Here is a 20,959-nt window from a genome sequence, read left to right as displayed (position 1 = left end):
TTTGCTGGGCTCATGAACGCGCACATGAGCCCGGAGGAGTTCCGCCGCCACGGCAGGCAGGTGGTCGACTGGATCGCCGACTACCTGGCGAACATCGAGCCGTATCCGGTGTTGTCGCAGGTGAAGCCGGGTGAGATCCGGCGGTCGCTGCCCGCGGCCGCGCCCGAGCGTGGCGAGCCGTTCGAGGACGTGCTGGCCGATCTCGACCGGGTCCTGTTACCCGGCATCACCCACTGGCAGCATCCCGGCTTCTTCGGCTACTTCCCGTCCAACGCCAGCCCGCCCGCGATCCTGGGCGACCTGATCTCCAGCGGGCTCGGCGTGCAGGGCATGCTCTGGGTGACCAGCCCGGCCTGTACCGAGCTGGAGACCGTGGTGGTCGACTGGCTGGCCGAGCTGCTCGGCCTGCCGGCCCATTTCCGCACCGACGGGCCGGGCGGCGGGGTGATCCAGGACTCCGCGTCGAGTGCCAGCCTGGTGGCCCTGCTCGCGGCGCTGCACCGGGCCTCCGGCGGCGAGGTGGCCCGCGACGGCGTCACCCGCAGGTACACGCTCTACGTCTCGTCCCAGACGCATTCGTCGCTGGAGAAGGCGGCGCGGATCGCCGGGCTGGGCACGGCCGGGGTCAGGATCGTGGACGTCGACCCTGACACGCTGGCGATGGACCCGTCCCGTCTGCGCCGGCTGATCGCCGAGGACCTGGCGGCGGGCGCGGTCCCGGCCATGGTGTGCGCGACGGTCGGCACGACCTCCACCACGGCGATCGACCCGGTCCCCGCGATCGGCGAGGTGTGCCGCGAGCACGGCGTGTGGCTGCACGTGGACGCCGCCTACGCGGGCGTGGCCGCGATCTGCCCGGAGCTGCGCCACGTCAACGACGGCGTGGCCGAGTACGCCGACTCCTACGCCACGAACCCGCACAAGTGGCTGCTGACCAACTTCGACTGCACGGTGGCCTGGGTGGCCGACAGGACGCCGCTGCTCGGCGCGCTGTCGATCCTGCCCGAATACCTCAGGAACGCCGCCACCTCCGGCGGCTCCGTCGTCGACTACCGCGACTGGCAGGTCCCGCTCGGCCGCAGGTTCCGCGCGCTCAAACTGTGGACGGTGATCCGCTGGTACGGCGCGGAGGGGCTGCGCGCGCACATCCGCACCGGCGTCGAGCTGGCCCGGGAGCTGGCCGGCTGGATCGCCGCCGATCCCGCGTTCGAGCTGCACGAGCCGCACCCGCTGGCGCTGGTCTGCTTCCGCCCGGTCTGGCCGGGACTGTCACCCGCCGACGCCGACCAGGCCACGATGCGGCTCATGGAGCGGCTCAACGCGGGCGGCGCGCTGTACCTGACGCACACCAAGGTCGCCGATCGGGTGGTGCTGCGGGTGGCCGTCGGGGCCGCCGCCACCCGGCGCGAGCACGTCGAGCGGGCGTGGGCGCTGATCCGCGAGGAACGCGAGGCGCTGGCCGCCGGCCGGTAGCTCAGGACGGCGCGTACAGCTCGGTGAGTTCCGCGCCGAGCCGGGCGAGCTCCGCCTTGACCGGCTCGGGCTCCACCACCTCGATCAGCCGGCCCCACCCGGCCAGCTGCTGGGCGATCATCAGCGGGGTGGGCGCGGCCACGCGCACCAGGACCCGGCCGTCGTCGAGGGTCTCCTCGACCTCGCAGTGCCGGCCGAAGTGGGTGCGCAGCACGCGCAGGAACCTGCCCGCGATGAGCACTTTCGCCGACAGCGGCGACCGGTGCTCCTCCACCTCGGCGACCACCCGCCGCCAGGCCTGCTCCAGCTCGAAGTCGTCGGGCCTGGCGGCGGGCCGGTCGGTCACGACGGCCTCGGCGATCCTGTCGACGCGGAAGGTGCGCTGGCCGGACTCGGTACCGGCCAGCAGGTACCAGACCTCGTCCTTGTCGACCAGGCCCCACGGGTCGACCAGCCGCCTGGTCTGCTCGCCGCCGCGTTTGGCGTAGGTGAGGCGGACCTTGAGCCTGCGTACGGTGGCCGTCTGCAACATCTCGACCAGCGGCGGACGTTCGCGGTCGCGCTCGCCCCACCCGGCGGAGTCGACGATCACCGCGTTCGCCGCGGCCTCGGCGTCGGCGCGGAACGTGTGCGGCAGCGCGCGCAGCAGCTTGCGCAGCGCCGACTTGAGCTCGGGCGCGCCCGACACGGCCGGTCCGGCCAGCAGGAACAGCGCCTGCGCCTCGGGGGCGGTCAGCCCGCTGAGATCGGTGCGCGCCCCGCCCAGCAGCGACCAGCCGCCGCCCCGCCCCGGCTGCGGATAGACCGGGATGCCCGCGGCCGACAGCGCTTCGAGGTCGCGGCGGGCGGTGGCCACCGACACCTCCAGCTCGCCGGCCAGCTCCGCCGCGGTCACCCGGCCGCGTGCCTGCATCAGCAGCAACACCGCCACCAGCCGATCAGCACGCATTCTTCACCGACTCCTCAACAAAGTGCTCATTTGTTGAGCACTTTAACTGAGAGGGTAGGGGTATCAGCACCTAGCGCAAAGGAACCCAGATGCTGCGTGGATTCGCCACCGTCAACTACTACGCCGACGACCTGGAGGCCGCCAAGGCCTGGTACACCGAGCTGCTCGGGGTCGCGCCGTACTACGAGGTTCCCGGCGGCTACGCGGAGTTCCGCATCGGCGACTTCCAGCACGAGCTGGGCCTGATCTCCAGCGCGTGGGCGCCGCCCGGCGCGACGAACGGGCCGTCCGGCGAGATCATGTACTGGCACGTGGACGACCTCGCCGGCTCGCTCGACCGGCTGCTGGCCCTGGGCGCGAAGGAGTACCAGCCGATCACCAAGCACGGCGAGAAGGGCTTCACCACGGCCTCGGTCATCGATCCGTTCGGCAACATCCTGGGCATCATGTACAACCCGCACTATCTGGAGGTCGTCTCGTCGATCCGCGAGCCGTGACCTCGGGCGGGCGCCCGTGTCATCCTTGACGCGTGTCCCGCCCGCGCATCCTGCTGACGGCCCCGCCGCGCGCCGGCAAGACCACCGTGGTCCGCCGGCTCGCCGAGCTGCTGCGGGCCGACGGCGTCCCCGTGTACGGCTTCCTCAGCGGTGAAGTGCGCGAGCACGGCCACCGGGTGGGCTTCACGGTGGCGGAGATCGGCGGCGCGGAGGCCGTCATGGCCCACGTCTCCTGGGTGTCGGGGCCCCGCGTCGGCCGCTACGGCGTGAACGTGCCCGCCTTCGAGCGCGTCGCGCTGCCTGCCCTGGAGCGGGCCATGGCGGCGGCGCCCGGCGCGGTGGCACTCATCGACGAGATCGGCCCGATGGAACTGCTGTCTCCGGCCTTCGTGCCGCGCTGCCTGGAGCTGTTCGGCGCCGGCGGGCCGATCGTGGCCACCGTCCACCATCGCGGGCACCCGGCGGCTGACGCGTTGAAAGCCGAACTGGCGGCGGAGGTGATGGCGGTGACCGCGCAGAACCGGGACGAGTTGCCGGGTCGCCTGCGATCGATGCTGGCGGGCGACTCACCGCCGCCCGCCTGAGGGGTGGAGCTATGGGGATTCGAACCCCAGACCTCCTCCATGCCATGGAGGCGCGCTACCAACTGCGCCATAGCCCCTTGCGATCACCAAGTGTATCGGAATCCGGGAGTGCCCGTGTCATGCCCGATTCGTTGTGATACGTCTTAGGTCCATGTCGACCTTTGAAGAGCACCGGAGCCTGCTGGTCGGTGTCGCCTACCGGATCCTCGGCACCCTGACCGACGCCGAGGACGTGGTGCAGGAGGCGTGGCTCCGCTGGTCAGGGGTGGACGAATCGACGGTGGCCGACGCCAAGGCGTACCTGATCAGGGTGACGTCCCGGCTGGCGATCGACCGGCTGCGGTGGGCCAAGTCGCGGCGCGAGTCGTACGTGGGGCCGTGGCTGCCCGAGCCGATGAGCACCGTGCCCGACGCGGCCGAGCACGTGGAGCTGACCGACTCGGTGGAGCTGGCGCTGCTGGTCGTGCTGGAGACGCTGTCGCCGCTGGAGCGGGCGGTGTTCGTGTTGCGCGAGGCGTTCGACCTGCCGTTCTCGGAGATCGCCGAGATCGTCGGGCGGGCCGAGCCGGCCACCAGGCAGCTGGCCAGGCGGGCCCGCGACCACGTGCAGGAGAAGCGGCCGCGCTTCGACGTCGACAAGGACGAGCGCCGGCGCATCACCGAGCGCTTTCTCCAGGCCGCGTCCAGGGGCGACATGGGCGGGCTGATCGAGCTGCTGTCCAGCGACGTCACCATGGTCAGCGACGGCGGCGGCAAGGCCAGGGCGGCGCTGCGGGCCGTCACCGGCGCCGACAACGTCACCCGCTGGCTCACCAGCATCACCACGCCGGAGAACGTGGCCAAGTTCCTGGCGTCGCTGGGCGTGGCGGACGCGGTCGACCTGACCTTCGTCCTGGAGACCGTGAACGACGCCCCGGCGATGATGCTGGTCGTGGGCGGCAAGGTGCTCGCGGTGGCGTCGCTGGTCATCGTGGACGGCAAGATCGAGACGATCTACCTCATGGCGAACCCCGACAAGCTCGCCCACCTCACCCCCGCCACCGGGCCCTAGAGCCGTTCCGAGAGCCTGACCAGCACGGGCAGGGCGGCGGCCAGCCGGTCCCGCTCGTCGTCGGTCAGCGAGCCGACCGCGGCGGCCAGCCGCTCGGTGATCACCTGCTCGCGGTTGTCCAGCGCGGCCCGGCCTGCGGCGCTGATGGCGGTGATCACCCGCCGCCCGTCGGCCGGGTCGGGGTCGCGTGACACCAGGCCGCGCCGGTGCAGCCCGCCGAGCACGGTGCCGATCGCCTGCGCGGTGATCTTCTCCAGCTGGGCGAGCTGCGCCGAGGTGTGCGCGCCGTCCCTGTCCAGCCTCGACAGGACCGCGAGCTCGGTGAACGACAGGTCGTCGCCCGAGGCGTTGGTGTAGAGCTGCCTGATGCGGCGGGCGAGCCGGCCGATCGCGATCCTGAGTTCCTTCGCTGTCACAAAACCAAATCTAGCTTTATCAATCTGGCTTTGGTAGCTTCCCGCACTATGTGTTACGACACCGATGCCGCGCCGCCCGCCTTCCAGCCGCCCGTCACCGCAGTCCACGCCGAGGTCGTCCGCCTGACCTCGGCCGACGGCGCCACCTTCGCCGCCTACGAGGCCCGTCCTGAGCAGGTGCGCGGGCCGGGCGTGGTGATCCTGCCGGACCTGCGCGGCCTGCACGCCTTCTACCGGCACCTGGCCGTGCGGTTCGCCGAGCAGGGCCACCCGGCCGTGGCCGTCGACTACTTCGGCCGGACCGCCACCGACGACGACCGGGGCCCCGACTTCCAGATCATGGCCCACGTGCCCAAGCTGACCAGGGAGAACATCCAGGCCGACCTGCGCGCGGCCATCGATCGGGTGGGCCGTCCGGCCGTGGCGGTGGGCTTCTGCATGGGCGGGCGCAACGCGTTCTTCGCCGCGGCGCCCGAGTTCGGCCTGGCCGGGGTGATCGGGTTCTACGGCGTGCCCGGCATCGCGCCGCCGTACGGGCCCGGGCCGACCCAGCACGCGCACGAGCTGGCCGCGCCCGTCCTGGGCCTGTTCGGCGGCGCGGACCAGGGCATTCCCGCCGAGCAGGTGACGGAGTTCGGCGCGGCGCTGACCGCGGCAGGGGTCGAGCACGAGCTCGTCACCTACCCCGGCGCGCCGCACGGGTTCTTCGACGCCGCCTACGCCGAGCACGCCGCCGCCTGCGCGGACGCGTGGCGGCGGGTGCTGACCTTCCTCGGCGGCCGGTGACCGGGCTCAGCCGGTCGTGGTGCGCATGGTGAGCGCCTGCTCCTCCAGGGTGAGCGTGACACCGACGCGCTCCAGCTCACCGGTGCGCCCGACGTGCGTGCCGCCGCACGGGATCGACGCCTCGCCCTCGGGCAGCGAGCAGTGCCAGGTGCGCCGGGCCGTCAGCGCGGCGTCGGGCACGTCCAGCCAGACCGGCGCGTCGGCCGCCACCCACGCGGCGAGCCGCTCGTTCACCTGCCCGGCCACCTCGGCCAGGTCCAGGTCCTCGGCGGAGAACCCCTTCTTGCGCAGCGACTTGCCCAGCCGGTAGACGTCGAGGCTCCCGTACGGGGTGATGCGTGACGACGTGATCGCCGTCTGGTCGAAGTCGGGGTTGCCGAGCCGGTCCGTGGCGACCTCCTTGCGCCAGCGGCCGGCCAGGGCCGCGTTCAGCGCGAGCGCGGCCAGGTGGCAGGCGGTGTGCCCGGCCGAGAGCGCCGCCCGGTGGTCCGGGTCGACCTCCAGCTCGACCTCGGTCTCCGGCGGCGGCGGGCCGTCGGTGACGTGGACGACCAGCCAGTCCCACCCGTCGGCGCCCCGGCGGGCCGGGATGGCCTCGCCCAGGAAGATCTCGCCGTCCGCCGACCTGGCCCCTGTCACGCAGTCGACGACCGGCTGCCCGCCGATGGTGCCGCGGTCCGCGGGCTGGTCGGGCCAGGTGTGATCGAGGGGGTGGAACGGGGTCTCCGCGACGACGAGACCGTGCCGGCCCCCCACCGGCACGGTCCCGACGATCTGGGAACGGCCGCTGGTCCGGCCGTCGGGGAAGGTGACGAGTGTTGACTTCACCTGATCGATTGTGCCTGCTCGTCTTCCAGGTAACGGTTGCGGCCCGCGTACAGGCCGGTCAGCAACTGGACCACCAGCACGCCGAACATCAGCGCGTAGGTGGCCGCCCAGCCGCCGGTCAGCTCGTACAGCACGCCCACGACGAGCGGCCCGGCGCCGGCGATCAGGTAGCCGGCGCTCTGCCCGAAGGCGGACAGCGCGGCGGTGGAGTCGGGCGTGCGGGTGCGCAGCCCCAGCATCATCAGCGCCAGCGGGAACGACCCCATGCCGATGGCCACGAACACCACCCACACCAGCGCGGCCGACGCCGGGCCGAACCACAGCCCGCCGAAGCCGATCGAGTACGCCACGACCAGGCCGACCACCACCGGACGCTGGTCGCGGAAGCGCGAGGCCACCATGGGCACCAGGATCGAGACCGGGATGTTCAGCGCGGTGAACACGCCGAGCATCAGCCCGGCCTGCGAGGTGGTGTAGCCGTCGTCGGCGAGGATGGTGGCGAGCCAGCCGAACATGATGTAGGCGATCATGGACTGGGTGCCGAAGTAGATCGCGACCATCCAGGCCAGCCTGCTCTTGGCCAGCACCCGGATGCCCGCGCTCCTGGCGCCCTGGTCGCGCTCCGGCTCACTGCGCAGCAGCGCAAGCCACGGAATGGCGGCGACCACGGCCAGGGCCGCCCACACGCCGAGCGCGATGTGCCAGTCTCCCGACGCGCGCTCGATCGGCACGGTCGCGGCGGCGGCGAGCATGGTGCCCGCGGCCAGCGCCGTGGTGTAGACGGTGGTCATGACCCCGGTACGACCCGGGAAGTGACGCTTGATCAGCGTCGGGATGAGCACGTTGCCGACGGCGCCGCCGGACAGCGCCACCGCGCTGCTCAGCAGGAACACCGGCGCCGAGCCGACCAGCGACCTGATCAGCAGGCCGGCGCCCAGGGTGATCAGCGCGAGCAGCAGCAGCCGGTGCTCGCCGATGCGCCTGGCCAGGGCCGGGGTCACCGCGCCCACGCTGGCGAAGGCCAGCACGGGCAGCGTGGTGAGCAGCCCGGTGCCGACGCTGGTCATGCCGAGCGCCCCGGCGAGCTGGTCGAGCAGCGGGCCGACGCTGGTGACGGCGGTGCGGAGGTTGAGTGCGGCGAGGACGATTCCCAGCACGAGGAGCCAGGCGAGCGATCCGGTCCTGCCTCGGGACTCTGGGGCGAGCACGCTCATGCGGGGGGAATCCTCCACTCATCTAAACATGGGACGAATCACCACCTTAACAGGACCGAAAACGTCTTTTATTCCTGGCCATGACAAAGCCCCCTGTTACGGGGGCTTTGGGATGTCTCGCAGGAACCCCGACGGGTTACAGGACCGGGGGCGGTCCCTGCGGGGGCTGGTTGCGCGGGGGCACCGGGCCGGGCGGCGGCAGCGTGCTGTCCGGCGGGTACGTGCTGCCCGGCGGGTAGTCGTCGCCGCCGACCGTGCCGGGCGGCACGGGCTGGTCGCTGTCGCCATAGGTCGATCCGCGCTGGTGCGGACCGGGAACGTCGCCGCGCCAGGCGCCGGTCTCGCCGCCGCGCGACTCGATGAACTGCTTGAAGCGTTCCATGTCGTTCCTGATGCGCAGCCGGACGAGCTGCAGCCAGTCGCCGGCCGTCTCGACGAAGCCCTCCGGGTCGTACTCCATCTGGAGCGTGACCTTGGTGGTGTTCTCGTCGAGCCGGTGGAAGGTGACCACCCCGGCCTGGTGCGGCTTGTCGATCGTCTGCCAGGCGATGCGCTCGTCGGGATGCTGCTCGGTGATGTCGGCCTGGAACTCGCGCCGGACACCGGCGATCTCCGCCACCCACGCCGTGCGCGTGTCGGTGAGCTGCTTGACGGACTCGACGCCCTCCATGAACTGGGGGAAGCTCTCGAACTGCGTCCATTGGTTGTAGGCCACCCGCACGGGGACCCTGACGTCTACGGAATGTTCGATCGTGCTCATGGTGGTGGCCTCTGCCCGAGCGCCCACCGCGTTAACGCCTGCGCAGCAGCCAGTACAGGCCCACGACGGGCAGGACGAGAGGGATGAACAGGTAACCCTTCCCGAATTCCGACCAGACCGTGTCGTCCGGGAAGGCCGACGGGAACACCAGGCTCGCCGTGCCGATGACGAGCACCCCGGCCAGCTCCACGCCCAGCGCCGCCAGCGCGAGCCCGCGCGCGCCACGCCACAGCGCGACCGTGAGCAGGACGTAGACCAGCGCCGCGAACGCCGACAACGAGTACGCCAGCGGCGCCTCGGCGAACCTGCCGATGATCTGCACGGTCGCCCGCGCCCCAGCGGCCAGCGCGAACAGCCCGTAGACGGCGATCAGCGCCCGCCCGGGCCCGGTGCCGATCGAGGTGGTCACGCCACGCCCTGCCAGATCTGCAGCAGCCGCCCCGTCATCACCGCGACCGCGAACCCGGCCACCACCAGGATCGCCGACCCCCACCGGCTGCGCTCGGCCAGCGCCAGGAACACCCCGGCGGGCGGGATCAGCGCCTGACCAGCCAGGTAGCCGAACAGCGTGCCCTTGTCCGCGGGGCCCTCGCCGCCGGACACCGCCGCGATCACGAACCCGGCCTGCACCAGCAGCGTCACTTCGAGCACGGCGAAGCCGACGAGCAGGACCATGCCCATGGCCCGGTCGCGGATCGCGACGATCAGGCTCGCCAGGGCGAGCAGCAGCGAGCCCACGATGACGATCGTGGCGAGGGTGGTGTTCATCGGGTGCAAGGCTATCGCCCGGCCTGGCCGGTCCCGATCCCGTCCGGCCATCCTGGGCTCATAGGATCGGGCCTGTGCAGAGGATCCTCGTCAGCGCCTGCCTGATGGGCCGCCGGGTGCGTTACGACGGCGCCGCCAAGACCAGCTCCGACCTGCATCTGGCCCGGTGGCGGGAGGAGGGGCGGCTGGTGTCGTTCTGCCCCGAGGTGTCGGGCGGGCTGCCGGTGCCGCGTCCCGCCGCCGAGATCGAGGGCGGGGCGAGCGGCGCCGACGTGTTGTCGGGGACCGCCAGGGTGCTGGCCACCGACGGGTCCGACGTGACCGCGGCCTTCCTGTCCGGCGCGGACAAGGCGCTGGCCGCGGCCAGGGAGGCGGGGGCCCGGGTGGCGATACTGAAGGAGGGCAGCCCGTCGTGCGGCGTGCTCGCCGTCTACGACGGCACCTTCCAGGGCCGTCGCATCGCCGGTCAGGGCGTCACCACCGCGCTGCTGGAGCGTCACGGCATCCGCGTGTTCAGCGAGGACCAGATCCCCGAGACGGCCGACTACCTGCGCACCCTGGAGACGTAGAAGATCCCGGCCAGCCCGGCGGCCAGGGCGGTGGCGATCAGGTTGTGGTACCAGGTGCTGAACGCCGTCGACTCGCCCGCGCCGAACGCCAGGGCCAGGATGCCGAGCAGCACGCCGCCGAGCGCGACCGCGTGCGCGTAGAGCAGCCCGTCCCAGGCCCGCGGCCGTTCGGTCAGCGCGCCGTACGCGCCGGCGATCATGCTCGTGCCGCACACGATCTCCACGACCACCGCCGGTACGGTCACCGGCTCGCGCAGCGGGCCGAGCTCGAGCCCGCCGTGCAGGAGCGCGGCCCCGAAGAAGATCAGCGCGTAGAGCAGGGAGAGCGCGCCCAGGGCCTTGCGCAGTGCTTCCATGGCGGGCACTCTGCCACCGGCGACGACGGCCGCGAATCGGCCCCCGGTAGCGAAGCCGGCTACACCGGGTGCGGTAGTCCGGTCACGAGCCGGTGTGCGGCCGGTCGGCCTCGGAGAGCATGCGTCGTACCACCCGGATCACCGCGTCGATGGTCACCTGGGCGTCGTCGTCCGACTCGCAGGCGGCCACCTCGCGGCCGGCCTCGCCCATCACCGTGGTGAGCAGCACGACCAGCACGTGGGTCTCGCGCGTGTCCGCCAGGCCGAGCAGGCGCTTGTTGCCGCCGATCCAGTCCCAGCCGCGCTGCCTGCGCAGCGTGCTGAACTCGGCGGGGCCGTCGTTCTCCAGGAACAGCCTGGCCACGTCGCGCTGCTCCCACGAGCCTTCGAGGTAGGCGCGGGCGCCGGCCAGGAAGCGTTCCTTGGTGCCCTCCGTGGCCTTGGCCGCGCGCGAGGTGCGTTCCTCCTGGCCGCGCATGAACTGCTCCCACAGCGCCAGGAACAGCCCCGGCTTGCCGCCGAAGTGGTGGTAGAGGCTGCCGACACTGATGCCGGAGGTCTCGACGATGTCGGCGACGGTGGCCTCGGCGTACCCCCTGCTCAGGAAGACCTCGCGGGCGGCGCGCAGCAGCGCGTCCCGGGTGCCGCTCGACCGGCTCCAGCGGCGACTCTTCACTCAGTACTCCCAGGTGTCGGTGCGTTTCTCGGCGCTGATGCAGAACACCGCCGAGCCGTGCTCGCCGTTGATCAGATCCACTCTGATCCAGCCGTCGTTACGCGTGACCTTGGCGGTGTAGCCGCTGTTCGGCGTGGCGGAGACCAGGCGGCAGCCGGTGGAGCCGATCTCGAAGGCCACCTCGCCGCCCTTGACGGTGACGACCTTGACGTCCCCTGCCGCCTGGGCGGCGGGTGCGGGCGCGGTGGTCCTGGCCGCCTGCGCGGTGGGGCTCGGCGTCCTGGTGGGCGTCCCGCTGGAGGTCTTGGCGGGCGTCGCGGCGGGCGCCGTGACGGCCGGTTTCGCGGGGGCGCCCGCGGTCGGCGGACGGGTCGCGGCGGCCTGAGACGCCGCGGGCCCGGTCGGCCTGGCGGAGGTGCGCGCCGGCGCGGGCGTCGGACCGGTGCGGCGGGACGTCGGCGTCGCGCCGGGCGTGCGGCGCGGCTCGGGCGAGCCCGCGGCGCGCGTGACGGGCGGATCGAGCGGCGCGCCGTTGTCGTCGGCGACGGTCTGGGCCAGGAACGGCCGGACGTGCACGTCGTCGGCGAACTCGCTGCGCAGCACCCCGCGCACGCCGAACCACGAGACGGAAACGGCGACCACGGTGGCGCCGCACCAGATCGCGGTGTATCTCAGGGCTCGACGCATGAGAGGCATTATGTACGGTTGGTGCGCATGGCGACGGTTCTGGTAGTCGAGGATGACGAATTCGTCCGCTCGGCGATCATTCGCGAGCTGGACAGACGCCGGCACGCGGTACGCAGCGCCGGTTGCGCGCTCGACGCGCTCAGGGAGATCTCCCAGCGCCCGCCCGAGGCCGTCATCCTGGACCTCGGCCTGCCCGACCTGGACGGCTCCGAGGCCCTGCGCATGATCCGCGGCATCTCGGACGTCCCGGTGATCGTGGCCACCGCGCGCGACGACGAGAGCGAGATCGTCAGGCTGCTCCGGGCCGGGGCGGACGACTACCTGGTCAAGCCGTTCTCCGGCGACCATCTCGGCGCCCGGCTGGAGGCCGTGCTGCGCCGCGCCAGGTCCGCGCCCCCGCCCCAGTCGCTGCAGGTGGGCGGGCTCACCGTGGACGTGAACCGGCGCGAGGCCGCGCTCGACGGCGGGGCGCTCTCGCTGACCAGGCGCGAGTTCGACCTGCTCGCCTACCTGGCCGCGCGCGCCGACCGGGTGGTCAGTCGCAAGGAGCTGCTGGCGGAGGTGTGGCGGCAGTCGTACGGCGACGACCAGACCATCGACGTGCACCTGTCCTGGCTGCGCCGCAAGCTGGGCGAAAGCGCGTCGCGGCCGCGTTACCTGCACACCGTGCGCGGCGTCGGTGTGATGCTGTCGGCGCCCCGGTGAGGCCCGCGGCGAAGGGGCGCAAGCGATGAGGCGGACGCTGGCCGTCCTCGTGGTGGCGGTCACCTCGATGGTCGCGCTGGCCTTCCTGGTGCCGCTGGCGCTGATCGTCAAGGAGACCGCGCAATCCAGGGCGCTGGCGAACGCCGAGCGTCAGGCGTCCGCGCTGGTGCCGGTGCTGGCCCTGACCACCAGGAGCGGCGATCTCGGGCACGCGATGGCCCGCACGCAGGCGGGCGGACGCGGCCGGCTGGCCATCCACGTCAAGGGCGGCGCGCGGATGGGCGTCTCGCGCGCGCCCGCCGCCGAGGTGGCCAAGGCCGCCGCGCAGACCAGGGCGAGCAGCATCGAGCTGCCCGGCGGCGGATACGTGCTGCTGCGGCCCGTCGCGCTGGACGAGGGCCGGGGCGCGGTGATCGAGGTGTTCGTGCCCGCCGAGGAGCTGAACCAGGGGGTCGGGACGTCCTGGGCGGTGCTGACCGGGGTGGCCGTGGCGCTCGTGCTCGGGTCGGTGCTGGTGGGCGACCGGCTGGGCGCGCGCGTGGTGCGGGCGGCGCGCCGGCTCGGCACCGCGGCGACCGCCCTGGGCTCGGGCGACCTGAGCGAGCGCATCTATCCCGACGGGCCGCCCGAGCTGGTGGCCGCGGCCAACGCGTTCAACGCGATGGCCAACCGCGTCACGCACCTGCTGGCCGCCGAGCGGGAGATGGCCGCCGACCTGTCGCACCGCCTGCGTACGCCGCTGACCGCGCTCAAGCTCAGCCTCGACCAGCTCGGCCCGCAGGCCGAGGCCGGCAGGCAGGCGCTGGCCAGGCTGGAAGGCGAGGTCGACGCGATCATCTCGGCGGCCAGGCGGCCGGCCCGCGCGGCCAGGTTCTGCGACGCGGCCGAGGTGCTGCGCGAGCGGCTGACGTTCTGGTCGGCGCTGGCGGAGGACCAGCAGCGGCCGTGGGAGCTGGTCGGCGCCACCCTGCCGGTACGCGTGCCGGTCCCGGCCGGCGAGCTGACCGCGGCGGTGGACGCGCTGCTCGGCAACGTGTTCAGGCACACGGCCGAGGGGACGGCGTTCAGCGTCACGCTGCACGAGGGCCAGGACGCGGTCGGCATCCTGATCGCCGACGCCGGCCCCGGCATCCCCGACCCGGAGGCGGCGCTGGAACGCGGCACCAGCGGGGCCGGTTCGACCGGGCTGGGGCTGGACATCACGCGCCGGCTGGCCGAGTCGACGGGCGGCACGCTGAGACTTGATCGGTCCGCGCTGGGCGGCGCCCGGGTCCAGCTCTGGCTCCGCAGGAACGCCCGCGCTGATGGGTCGCGCTGATGGGTCGCGCTGATGGGTCGCTCTGATGGGTCGCGCTGATGGGTCGCTCTGATGGGTCGCGCTGATGGGTCGCGCTGAAATGGCGCCTAAGCCAAGCTTAAAGGCCCATTAAGCGCGATATCCGGCGCGTTTCAGTGATCCAAGGTGGTCTGCATGCAGATCAACCGCAAGGCGATCGTCGCCATCACCCTGGCCACCCCCACGCTGCTCGCGCTCACCGTCGTCCCCGGCACGGCCCAGGCGCACGGCACCATGAACAACCCACCCAGCCGCACCATGGTCTGCTACGGCGAGGGCCCGGAGAACCCGAAGACGGCCGCCTGCAAGCAGGCCGTCCAGCTCGGCGGCACCCAGCCGCTCTACGACTGGAACGAGGTGAACATCGCCAACGCGGCGGGCAATCACCGCTCGCTCATCCCCGACGGCAAGCTCTGCAGCGCCGGACGCGACAAGTACCGGGGCTTCGACCAGGCCCGCGCCGACTGGCCGGCGACCACGCTGTCCAGCGGCAGCGCCTACACCTTCAAGTTCCGCGCCACCGCGCCGCACAAGGGCGCCTTCCAGCTGTTCATCACCAAGGACGGCTACGACCCGGCCAAGCCGCTGAAGTGGTCCGACCTGGAGTCCACCCCGTTCCACTCGGAGGCGAACCCGGCGCTGTCCGGCGGCTCGTACACGCTGGCCGCCAAGCTGCCCAGCAAGCAGGGGCGGCACCTGATCTACGCGATCTGGCAGCGCAGCGACAGCCCCGAGGCGTTCTACTCCTGCTCGGACGTGGTCTTCGGGCAGGGCAACCCGAACCCGGCGCCCACCCCCACCGGCACGCCCACGGCCACCCCCAAGCCGACCCCGACGGGGTCCGCCACCCCGGTGCCCACGCAGCAGCCCGGCGGTGACACCGGCGGGCTGTCGGCGATCAGGGCGGGCGTGGGCGTCTCCCCCGCGACCGCGAAGGCCGGGCAGCAGGTCAAGGTGACGGCCGTGTGCAGCGGCTCGCAGGTGCGCGGCGTGGCCTCGTATGGCTTCACGACCACCAGGGCCTACCCGCAGACGCCGACGGTGGCGTGGTGGCCGGTGCTCAAGGCGGGCCGGCCGGGCCGGTTCGCGGTGACGGTGACCTGCAAGAACGGCGACCAGGCCCGCACCACGCTCACCGTGACCGGCTGAGCGCCGCGTATTGTGACCGGCTGAGCGCGCCGCGCAGGGCCGTGGTGGGCGCCCGCCCACCACGGCCCGCCGGAGTGGGCCGGGTTCAGGGTTTGCGGCCGACGCCGGCGTAGTAGACGGACTCCCGCTCGACGTGCAGTGTCTCGGGGTCGGGACGCCAGCGCGGCAGCGCGACCACGCCCGGCTCCAGCAGTTCCAGCCCGTCGAAGAAGCCGGTGACCTCGTCGAGCGTGCGCAGCGTCAGCGGACTGCCGCCGCTCTCGTTCCGGTGCCGCACCCCCTCTTCGAGCTGCTTGCCGACCAGCCCGTGCGAGAGCGCCAGATGGCTGCCCGAGGGCAGTGCCGCGAGCAGCCGCTGGATGATCCGCCCGGCCTCGGCCGTGCCGGGCAGGAAGTCCACCACGCCGAGCAGCATCAGCCCGACGGGCCGATCGAGGTCGAGCAGGCCCGCCACCGCCTCGAGAATCGCCTCGGGCTCGCGCAGGTCGGCCTCGACGAACGCGGTCGCGCCATCCGGCGTGCCGCTCAGCAGCGCCTGCGCGACGACCGTCGGGTCGTTGTCCACGTAGACGACCCGGCTGTCCGGGGCGACGGACTGAGCGACCAGGTGGGTGTTGCCGGCCGTGGGGATGCCGGTGCCGATGTCCAGGAACTGCCGGACGCCGGCCTCCCGCGCCAGGTGGCGCACCGCGCGGCCGAGGAATTCCCGGTTCGTTCTGGCGAGCACCGGCAATTCCGGCACCGCGGCGAGGATCTGCGCGCTCACCACGCGGTCGATCTCGTAGTTGTCGGTGCCGCCCAGCCACAGGTCGTAGATGCGGGCGGGGCTCGGAATCTCGGTGTTGACGCCTTGTGTCATCTGCACGCCTTTCCTGTTCGGGCGAATCGAGGCGAGCGTAATCGACGGAGTGGAAACTTTCCCGGGCCGCCGGGAGTCTTACCGTTGGGACGCGCCGGCGTGATTGGGGGAATTGAGCCGGCGCGAGGGGGCCCGACCACCACGTCGGAAAACGGGGAAAGGATTCGGCAATGCCTGTCGACCTGAACAACGCGCAACCCCTGGACTGGGATTCGGCCACGCTCGACCCGGACACCAGGGTGATGCTCGACAATCTCCAGCCCAACATTCTCCGCGCGCACGTGCGTGAACACCTGTCCGTGCTGTTCGTCCGGTTCAACGACGCGACCGAGGGACGGCATTTCCTGCGGTACCTCGCCACCACGAAGATGAAGTCGGCGCGCAGGCACCTGCAGGAGATTCGCGACTTCGCCGCCGGACGCCGGCGCGGCACCCCCTACGTCGGCCTCGGCATCAGCAAGGCCGGCTACCGCGACCTCGGCCACTCGGTCGAGGACGTGCGCAAGTTCGGCGACCAGGTGTTCCGCGACGGAATGAAGCGCCGGGTCGGCGAGATTCACGACCCGGCGGTGGACCAGTGGGAGAACACCTACCAGCGGGAGATCCACGCCGTCATTCTCATCGGCGACTCAGAGCCGGAGCCGGTCGCGGCGCTGCGCGCGGAAATCCTCGGCGAGCTTCCGGAAAGCGCCAGGCTGCTCGGCGAGGAGACCGGTCAGGGCATGCGTAACCCGGCCGGTGACGGTATCGAGCATTTCGGTTACGTGGACGGCCGCAGCCAGCCGCTGTTCCTGCGCGACGAGGTGGACCGGGAACCGAAGGACCAGTGGAACCCGGCTTTCCCGCTCGGCAACATCCTCGTCGCCGATCCGTTCTCGCCGAATCCCGTGCAGCATTTCGGCAGCTACCTGGTGTTCAGGAAGCTGGAGCAGAACGTACGCGCATTCAAGGAGATCGAGGAGAGCCTGTCCGACACCCTCGGCCTGGTGGGCGCGGACCGCGAACGGGCCGGCGCGATGCTGGTCGGCCGGTTCAAGGACGGCACCCCGATCACGCTCAGGCCCAAGCCCGGGGACGACGACGTGACGAACGACTTCACGTTCGACCTGGACGACGGCTCGAGGTGCCCGTTCAGCGGCCACATCAGGAAGGTCAACCCGCGCTCGTTCGGCCGTGAGGTGATCATGGCCAGGCGAGGCCAGACCTACGGCGAGCGCACCGACGACCCCTGGGACGACTCCCCGCCGGCGAGCCGGCCGAGCGGCGAGGTCGGCCTGCTGTTCATGGCGTTCAACAGCAGCCTGCTCGCCCAGTTCGAGTTCACGCAGCAGAGCTGGGTGAACAACCCGGACTTCCAGAACGACGCCACCGGTCACGACCCCGTGATCGGCCAGGGCGAGCGTGCCGTCAAGGTCGCGTTCCCCAAGGCGTGGGGTCAGCCCGAGATGTCGGTGCCGCAGGCCCAGGTGGCGCAGACGGTGACGATGCTGGGCGGCGAGTACTTCTTCGCGCCGTCCCTGGCCTACCTGCGCAACCTGTAGGTTTCCCAGCCTGTTCGTGACTCGCGGGGGGACGCCGGGCGTCTCCCCGCCTGTCACGAGGCCCTTCGCGGCACCCCGCGTTGCGTGTCGCTCGCGGACTCGGATAGCGTGACCGTCCCGACGACCGAGGAGGTGAGACCCATTACCGGCACATCAGGTTGGGTGCTCTCACCTCGTGATCGCCTCGGATAGGTGACCCGAGAGCGCCCGTCGGTATTCCGAAAGGCACTCATGTCACCCCTGTTGTCCGCTTCGGACATCGTCTTCAGGCTCAGGTCCGCGGGCTGCGTCTTCGCCGAAGACGAAACGCGGCTGCTGATGTCCGCCGCCTCGTCCCCGGACGAACTGGCCGCCATGGTCGACCGCCGGGTCGCCGGGCTGCCGCTCGAACACGTACTCGGCTGGGCGGAGTTCTGCGGGCTGCGCGTGGCCGTCGATCCCGGCGTCTTCGTGCCGCGTCCGCGTACCGAGTTCCTCATCGGCGAGGCCGTCGCGCTGGCCCGCCGGCTGCCCGGGCGTCCGGTCGCCGTGGACCTGTGCTGCGGGACCGGCGCGATGGGGTTGGCGCTGTCCGCCGCGCTGCCCGGCGGGGCCGAGGTGCACGCCACCGACCTCGACCCGGCGGCCGTGCGGTGCGCGCGGCGCAACCTCGCCCCCATCGGCGGTCACGTGTACGCGGGCGATCTGTACGACCCGCTGCCGCCCGAGCTGCGCGGCCGGGTCGATGTGCTGATCGCCAGTCCCCCGTACGTGCCGACCGAGGCCATCGGGCTGCTCCCGCCCGAGGCCCGCGTGCACGAGCCGCGGGTGGCGCTCGACGGCGGGGCGGACGGGCTGGACATCCTGCGCCGCGTGGTCGAACAGGCCCCGCTGTGGCTCGCGCCCGGCGGTCACCTGCTGGTAGAGACCAGCAGGGCGCAGGCGGCCCAGGCGGTGGCCGCGGTCACGGCGGCCGGGCTGAGCCCCAGGGCGGCCGTCTCCGACGAGTTCGACGCCACCGCGGTCATCGGCACCCGCCACCCTTGACCCGACCGGCCGCGCACGGGGGTCAGGGGTGGTCCAGGAGGAGGACGCCGGCCCCGGCCAGCATCCCGATCACGCCGCGGGCCTGCACCCGGTCGCCGCCCAGCGCGGCGATCACGCCGTCCGCGTCGCAGGTCCCGTCGCACCTGGCCAGCAGCCGGGCGGTGCTCTCGCTGATCCGGTACGCCCGCAGCGCCGGCCGGTCCCACCGCCGCTGCACCAGCACCTGCGTCCGTACCGCGAGCAGCCCTTCGACCGGTCCGCCCGCCGTCACGTCGTGGTCGAACACCGCCACCCAGGCCGCGGGCGAGAGCCGGAGCAGGCCAAGGGTCCACCAGTGCCCGTTCTGCGGCTTCTCCCGCGTCGCCGACTCTCTGGCGGCCGTCACCGCCTCCGGGTCGTGCAGCAGTTTGGCGCGGGTCAGCTCGTACCTGGCGAAGTCGGCCAGCGGCGGCGTGGCGTGCACGGCCAGCCAGGCGACCAGCCGCTCCGCCTCCCACATGCCGGGCGGCTGGGCGGCGGGTTGCGGCCGGCGCACCATGCGGCCGAGGAACTCCTCCCACATGACCCGGTGCCCGCCGATCAGCTCGCCGACCGTGCCCGGCAGGCAGGTGGACAGCGCCTGGCGCAGTTCGCGCATGAGCTGGACGCGGCTCACCCGGTAACCGGTGGTTCCGGCGCCGGCGAGCATGGCCAGTTCGGCCTCGGTCAGGTCGTAGCGGTGACGCAACCTGCCCGGATCCTCGCGCAGCAGCGCGGACTCCGCGTCGGAGGTGAGCATCGCCGCCAGCGCTTCCCGCACACCCACCAGACCTCACCCAACCATGTCGCCGTATGTCACCTTTCGCTACGGAAAGTTCCCTGCGCCTCCGGATGCCACACTCGACACTCGGCCCAATACTTCGCAAACCACCCATCTCCCGGAGATCGGCGTGCTCTTGGCGTTGATCAGCCCGGAAGTGGAAGAACTGCGCGAATCCCCGTAACGTCGTGTTCCCGTTCCCCCGTGGAGGCACCGACGTGGCCGACAGCCTGTTCCCAATGATCAACATGATCTTCGCGATCTCGATGATCGTCATCCTGCTGCTCGGCGTCATCGTGACCGCGATGGGACGGCGCACTCACGGGCGCGGGGCCACGCTGGGCATGCTGGGGTGCATCGTGTTGCTGCTCGGGGTGGGCATCGGCGTCGTGCTGAACCTGATGGCCAATGAGGTCGTGCGGGCTCTGGACGATCTGCGGAGCTTTGTTCTGATCCAGAACCTCGTCACGCTGATCTTCCAGGTGACGGGAACGATCCTGCTGATCACCGGCGTGGTCGCCCGCCGCAACGCACCCGAGCCCGAGCCGCAGTCACAGCCCGCCGGTTGGCCCCAGCCACAGCCGCAGCAGGGGTGGCAGCAGCCGGGCCCCGCGGCGGCGCCGTGGCAGCAACCCCAGGGCCAGTACCCGCAGGGCCAGCCTGCCCAGGGCCAGCCCGCGCCAGGTCAGTACGCACAGGGGCAATACGCACAGGGCCAGCCCACGCAAGGCCAGCACGCGCAGGGCCAGTATGCCCAAGGCCAGCCCACGCAAGGCCAGTACCCGCAGGACCAGGGCCAGTACGGGCAGGGTCAGCCGTACGGCCAGGGCCTCCCCGGACAGCCGCCGCCGCCACCGCAGCAACAGCAGCCCTCACAGCAGCCCGGCTGGCAGCAGCCCCAGCAGCCGCCTCCCTTCGGTGGCGGCCCCGGCTACTGATCCTCGCGCCGCCCGTCGTCGCCCGCGTGGAGGTAACCGCGCCAGGAGATCTGTCCACCGGGCTCGGCGCGGGTGGTGAGATGCCCGGCGCGGAAGGCGCGGCCGAGCCGGCCGGGGATGCGCAGCCGCAGCACCCGCCGGCGCACCCCGCGCGCCCGCAGCCAGTCCTCCAGCGCGTCACCGGCCCGCAGCACCTGGGGCCCGCCGAACTCCTCGATCGCCTCGCCGGGCCCGCGCCGGATCACCTCGACGAGGTGCGCGGCGACGTCCCGGACGTCCACCGGTTGCGCCGGGATGTCCGGATCGATCACCATCACCGGCAGGCGCGCCATCCCGCGCACCGCCTGCTCGACGAACTCGTGGAACTGCGTCACCCGGACGATCGTCCACGGCACCCCACCCGCCGCGACCAGCCGCTCGGCCCGGACCTTGGTCGCGAAGTACCCCCAGGGCACCCGGTCCGCCCCGACGATCGAGGTGTAGACCAGATGCCCGACACCCGCCGGGCGGGCCGCGGCGAGCAGGGCCGAGGTGCCGTCCAGCTCGACCTTCTTGGTGTAGCCGCGCTGGTACGGCGCCGCGGCCAGGTGCACGATCACGTCCGCGCCGGACACCGCCTCCGCGACGCCCTGCCCGGTCGTCAGGTCGGCGACGAGCCAGCGAACGCCGCTCTCCGACGTCCTGGCGGCCCGGCTCGTCGCCCGTACCTCGAACCCCGCTTCGACCAGCCTGTCCAGGACGACCTTGCCCAGCCGTCCGCTTCCACCTGTCACGAGTACGCATGTCATGGGAGCTGGACGGAATAAGTCTGGAGAATGTGACAGTGTCCACGTAATCCACTCAGGTGAGGGGATCATGACGCGAGACCAGCCGCCGGAGCCCGATCCGCACCGCACCATCAGGCACCGCTTACCCCACCCGGCCGCCCCCAATGCCGCTCCTGGGGCCGCCCCGTCGGCCGCCCCCGAGACCGCCCCGCCGACCGTCCCCAC

Annotated in this window: 25 protein-coding genes and 1 tRNA gene; 12 read left to right on the top strand and 14 right to left on the bottom strand. The window is 72.1% G+C overall.

Annotated elements, in window-relative coordinates; translation table 11 throughout:
* Positions 1-12 precede the first annotated feature (12 nt).
* Entirely contained in the window at positions 13-1,473 is a 1,461-nt protein-coding gene (locus tag HII36_RS14385; RefSeq protein ID WP_236003494.1) for a pyridoxal-dependent decarboxylase, read from the top strand.
* Position 1,474: 1 nt separating this feature from the next.
* Here the strand turns inward: HII36_RS14385 and HII36_RS14380 are convergent, their stop codons facing one another.
* A complete protein-coding gene (locus HII36_RS14380; RefSeq protein ID WP_173523657.1) occupies positions 1,475-2,422 on the bottom strand; it encodes a helix-turn-helix transcriptional regulator in 948 nt (315 codons plus the stop codon).
* 89 nt (positions 2,423-2,511) lie between these two features.
* Here HII36_RS14380 and HII36_RS14375 point away from each other — a divergent pair, with 89 nt between their 5' ends.
* Both HII36_RS14375 and HII36_RS14370 read left to right on the top strand, forming a co-directional pair.
* Positions 2,512-2,919: a VOC family protein gene (locus HII36_RS14375; RefSeq protein WP_173523656.1), complete on the top strand. Its 408-nt coding sequence runs from the start codon at positions 2,512-2,514 to the stop codon at positions 2,917-2,919.
* Between the two features lie 32 nt (positions 2,920-2,951).
* On the top strand, positions 2,952-3,503 hold the full coding sequence (locus HII36_RS14370) for a nucleoside-triphosphatase (protein WP_217369514.1): 552 nt from the start codon (positions 2,952-2,954) through the stop codon (positions 3,501-3,503).
* Positions 3,504-3,507: 4 nt separating this feature from the next.
* On the opposite strand, the gene HII36_RS14365 is transcribed toward HII36_RS14370, so the two are convergent.
* Positions 3,508-3,580 (bottom strand) — tRNA-Ala (locus HII36_RS14365).
* Positions 3,581-3,654: 74 nt separating this feature from the next.
* Between HII36_RS14365 and HII36_RS14360 the strand changes: the two genes are divergently transcribed.
* The gene (locus HII36_RS14360) at positions 3,655-4,554 is read left to right on the top strand and encodes an RNA polymerase sigma-70 factor (RefSeq protein WP_173523655.1); all 900 of its coding nucleotides are present in this window, start codon (positions 3,655-3,657) and stop codon (positions 4,552-4,554) included.
* On the opposite strand, the gene HII36_RS14355 is transcribed toward HII36_RS14360, so the two are convergent.
* On the bottom strand, positions 4,551-4,970 hold the full coding sequence (locus HII36_RS14355) for a MarR family winged helix-turn-helix transcriptional regulator (protein ID WP_217369513.1): 420 nt from the start codon (positions 4,968-4,970) through the stop codon (positions 4,551-4,553). The genes HII36_RS14360 and HII36_RS14355 overlap by 4 nt on opposite strands.
* Positions 4,971-5,018: 48 nt before the next feature.
* Here HII36_RS14355 and HII36_RS14350 point away from each other — a divergent pair, with 48 nt between their 5' ends.
* Positions 5,019-5,756: a dienelactone hydrolase family protein gene (locus HII36_RS14350; RefSeq protein WP_173523654.1), complete on the top strand. Its 738-nt coding sequence runs from the start codon at positions 5,019-5,021 to the stop codon at positions 5,754-5,756.
* 6 nt (positions 5,757-5,762) lie between these two features.
* On the opposite strand, the gene HII36_RS14345 is transcribed toward HII36_RS14350, so the two are convergent.
* The 5 genes from HII36_RS14345 to HII36_RS14325 form a co-directional block, all read right to left on the bottom strand.
* Complete coding sequence (locus HII36_RS14345; protein ID WP_173523653.1) at positions 5,763-6,584, bottom strand: alanyl-tRNA editing protein; 822 nt, start codon at positions 6,582-6,584, stop codon at positions 5,763-5,765.
* The gene (locus HII36_RS14340) at positions 6,581-7,798 is read right to left on the bottom strand and encodes a CynX/NimT family MFS transporter (protein ID WP_173523652.1); all 1,218 of its coding nucleotides are present in this window, start codon (positions 7,796-7,798) and stop codon (positions 6,581-6,583) included. The genes HII36_RS14345 and HII36_RS14340 overlap by 4 nt, the downstream gene beginning before the upstream one ends.
* 136 nt (positions 7,799-7,934) lie before the next feature.
* On the bottom strand, positions 7,935-8,558 hold the full coding sequence (locus HII36_RS14335; protein ID WP_173523651.1) for an SRPBCC family protein: 624 nt from the start codon (positions 8,556-8,558) through the stop codon (positions 7,935-7,937).
* 31 nt (positions 8,559-8,589) lie between these two features.
* On the bottom strand, positions 8,590-8,967 hold the full coding sequence (locus tag HII36_RS14330; RefSeq protein WP_173523650.1) for a hypothetical protein: 378 nt from the start codon (positions 8,965-8,967) through the stop codon (positions 8,590-8,592).
* On the bottom strand, positions 8,964-9,326 hold the full coding sequence (locus HII36_RS14325; protein WP_173523649.1) for a hypothetical protein: 363 nt from the start codon (positions 9,324-9,326) through the stop codon (positions 8,964-8,966). Before HII36_RS14325 ends, HII36_RS14330 begins: the two co-directional genes overlap by 4 nt.
* A 74-nt stretch (positions 9,327-9,400) precedes the next feature.
* Between HII36_RS14325 and HII36_RS14320 the strand changes: the two genes are divergently transcribed.
* Positions 9,401-9,895 carry a DUF523 domain-containing protein gene (locus HII36_RS14320; RefSeq protein ID WP_173523648.1) on the top strand — a complete coding sequence of 165 codons (495 nt, stop codon included), beginning with the start codon at positions 9,401-9,403 and terminating at the stop codon, positions 9,893-9,895.
* Here HII36_RS14320 and HII36_RS14315 read toward each other — a convergent pair.
* From HII36_RS14315 to HII36_RS14305, 3 genes are all read right to left on the bottom strand, one after another.
* Positions 9,871-10,251: a hypothetical protein gene (locus HII36_RS14315; RefSeq protein WP_173523647.1), complete on the bottom strand. Its 381-nt coding sequence runs from the start codon at positions 10,249-10,251 to the stop codon at positions 9,871-9,873. The two genes, HII36_RS14320 and HII36_RS14315, sit on opposite strands and share 25 nt — an antisense overlap.
* 82 nt (positions 10,252-10,333) lie before the next feature.
* A complete protein-coding gene (locus tag HII36_RS14310; protein WP_173523646.1) occupies positions 10,334-10,927 on the bottom strand; it encodes a TetR/AcrR family transcriptional regulator in 594 nt (197 codons plus the stop codon).
* Positions 10,928-11,614 (bottom strand): hypothetical protein, encoded by a 687-nt coding sequence (locus HII36_RS14305; protein WP_173523645.1) that lies wholly within the window; start codon positions 11,612-11,614, stop codon positions 10,928-10,930.
* 27 nt (positions 11,615-11,641) lie between these two features.
* Between HII36_RS14305 and HII36_RS14300 the strand changes: the two genes are divergently transcribed.
* The 3 genes from HII36_RS14300 to HII36_RS58630 all read left to right on the top strand — a co-directional run bounded on the left by HII36_RS14300 (position 11,642) and on the right by HII36_RS58630 (position 14,804).
* Positions 11,642-12,319, top strand: a complete 678-nt coding sequence (locus HII36_RS14300) for a response regulator transcription factor (RefSeq protein WP_173523644.1) — start codon at positions 11,642-11,644, stop codon at positions 12,317-12,319.
* 25 nt (positions 12,320-12,344) lie between these two features.
* Complete coding sequence (locus HII36_RS14295) at positions 12,345-13,637, top strand: sensor histidine kinase (protein WP_173523643.1); 1,293 nt, start codon at positions 12,345-12,347, stop codon at positions 13,635-13,637.
* A 153-nt stretch (positions 13,638-13,790) separates the two neighbouring features.
* Entirely contained in the window at positions 13,791-14,804 is a 1,014-nt protein-coding gene (locus HII36_RS58630; RefSeq protein WP_173523642.1) for a lytic polysaccharide monooxygenase auxiliary activity family 9 protein, read from the top strand.
* Positions 14,805-14,889: 85 nt separating this feature from the next.
* Here the strand turns inward: HII36_RS58630 and HII36_RS14285 are convergent, their stop codons facing one another.
* Positions 14,890-15,663 carry an SAM-dependent methyltransferase gene (locus HII36_RS14285; protein WP_173523641.1) on the bottom strand — a complete coding sequence of 258 codons (774 nt, stop codon included), beginning with the start codon at positions 15,661-15,663 and terminating at the stop codon, positions 14,890-14,892.
* A 170-nt stretch (positions 15,664-15,833) separates the two neighbouring features.
* Here HII36_RS14285 and HII36_RS14280 point away from each other — a divergent pair, with 170 nt between their 5' ends.
* Together HII36_RS14280 and HII36_RS14275 are read left to right on the top strand one after the other, a co-directional pair.
* Positions 15,834-17,204: a Dyp-type peroxidase gene (locus HII36_RS14280; protein ID WP_173523640.1), complete on the top strand. Its 1,371-nt coding sequence runs from the start codon at positions 15,834-15,836 to the stop codon at positions 17,202-17,204.
* A gap of 231 nt (positions 17,205-17,435) precedes the next feature.
* Entirely contained in the window at positions 17,436-18,230 is a 795-nt protein-coding gene (locus HII36_RS14275) for a putative protein N(5)-glutamine methyltransferase (RefSeq protein ID WP_173523639.1), read from the top strand.
* 22 nt (positions 18,231-18,252) lie between these two features.
* Here HII36_RS14275 and HII36_RS14270 read toward each other — a convergent pair whose 3' ends face one another.
* On the bottom strand, positions 18,253-19,035 hold the full coding sequence (locus tag HII36_RS14270; RefSeq protein WP_173523638.1) for a hypothetical protein: 783 nt from the start codon (positions 19,033-19,035) through the stop codon (positions 18,253-18,255).
* Positions 19,036-19,247: 212 nt separating this feature from the next.
* Here HII36_RS14270 and HII36_RS14265 point away from each other — a divergent pair, with 212 nt between their 5' ends.
* Positions 19,248-19,967: a hypothetical protein gene (locus HII36_RS14265; protein ID WP_173523637.1), complete on the top strand. Its 720-nt coding sequence runs from the start codon at positions 19,248-19,250 to the stop codon at positions 19,965-19,967.
* On the opposite strand, the gene HII36_RS14260 is transcribed toward HII36_RS14265, so the two are convergent.
* Entirely contained in the window at positions 19,961-20,740 is a 780-nt protein-coding gene (locus tag HII36_RS14260) for an SDR family oxidoreductase (RefSeq protein ID WP_217369512.1), read from the bottom strand. The two genes, HII36_RS14265 and HII36_RS14260, sit on opposite strands and share 7 nt — an antisense overlap.
* Positions 20,741-20,959: the final 219 nt, after the last annotated feature.

Origin of the sequence: Nonomuraea antri (assembly GCF_013283785.1) — a bacterium.
In the GTDB taxonomy this organism is placed as follows: domain Bacteria; phylum Actinomycetota; class Actinomycetes; order Streptosporangiales; family Streptosporangiaceae; genus Nonomuraea; species Nonomuraea antri.
Note: the sequence above shows the minus strand (reverse complement) of the source record. Positions and strands in the feature narration are given on the sequence as shown.

Excerpts from the sequence above, each read along its gene's own strand:
- HII36_RS14315 (WP_173523647.1), bottom strand. The coding sequence starts at position 10,251 with ATGGAAGCACTGCGCAAGGCCCTGGGCGCGCTCTCCCTGCTCTACGCG.
- HII36_RS14375 (WP_173523656.1), top strand. The coding sequence starts at position 2,512 with ATGCTGCGTGGATTCGCCACCGTCAACTACTACGCCGACGACCTGGAG.
- HII36_RS14295 (WP_173523643.1), top strand. The coding sequence starts at position 12,345 with ATGAGGCGGACGCTGGCCGTCCTCGTGGTGGCGGTCACCTCGATGGTC.
- HII36_RS14275 (WP_173523639.1), top strand. The coding sequence starts at position 17,436 with ATGTCACCCCTGTTGTCCGCTTCGGACATCGTCTTCAGGCTCAGGTCC.
- HII36_RS14335 (WP_173523651.1), bottom strand. The coding sequence starts at position 8,558 with ATGAGCACGATCGAACATTCCGTAGACGTCAGGGTCCCCGTGCGGGTG.
- HII36_RS14280 (WP_173523640.1), top strand. The coding sequence starts at position 15,834 with ATGCCTGTCGACCTGAACAACGCGCAACCCCTGGACTGGGATTCGGCC.
- HII36_RS14350 (WP_173523654.1), top strand. The coding sequence starts at position 5,019 with ATGTGTTACGACACCGATGCCGCGCCGCCCGCCTTCCAGCCGCCCGTC.
- HII36_RS14385 (WP_236003494.1), top strand. The coding sequence starts at position 13 with ATGAACGCGCACATGAGCCCGGAGGAGTTCCGCCGCCACGGCAGGCAG.
- HII36_RS14285 (WP_173523641.1), bottom strand. The coding sequence starts at position 15,663 with ATGACACAAGGCGTCAACACCGAGATTCCGAGCCCCGCCCGCATCTAC.
- HII36_RS14305 (WP_173523645.1), bottom strand. The coding sequence starts at position 11,614 with ATGCGTCGAGCCCTGAGATACACCGCGATCTGGTGCGGCGCCACCGTG.
- HII36_RS14340 (WP_173523652.1), bottom strand. The coding sequence starts at position 7,798 with ATGAGCGTGCTCGCCCCAGAGTCCCGAGGCAGGACCGGATCGCTCGCC.
- HII36_RS14380 (WP_173523657.1), bottom strand. The coding sequence starts at position 2,422 with ATGCGTGCTGATCGGCTGGTGGCGGTGTTGCTGCTGATGCAGGCACGC.
- HII36_RS14360 (WP_173523655.1), top strand. The coding sequence starts at position 3,655 with ATGTCGACCTTTGAAGAGCACCGGAGCCTGCTGGTCGGTGTCGCCTAC.
- HII36_RS14325 (WP_173523649.1), bottom strand. The coding sequence starts at position 9,326 with ATGAACACCACCCTCGCCACGATCGTCATCGTGGGCTCGCTGCTGCTC.
- HII36_RS58630 (WP_173523642.1), top strand. The coding sequence starts at position 13,791 with ATGCAGATCAACCGCAAGGCGATCGTCGCCATCACCCTGGCCACCCCC.
- HII36_RS14300 (WP_173523644.1), top strand. The coding sequence starts at position 11,642 with ATGGCGACGGTTCTGGTAGTCGAGGATGACGAATTCGTCCGCTCGGCG.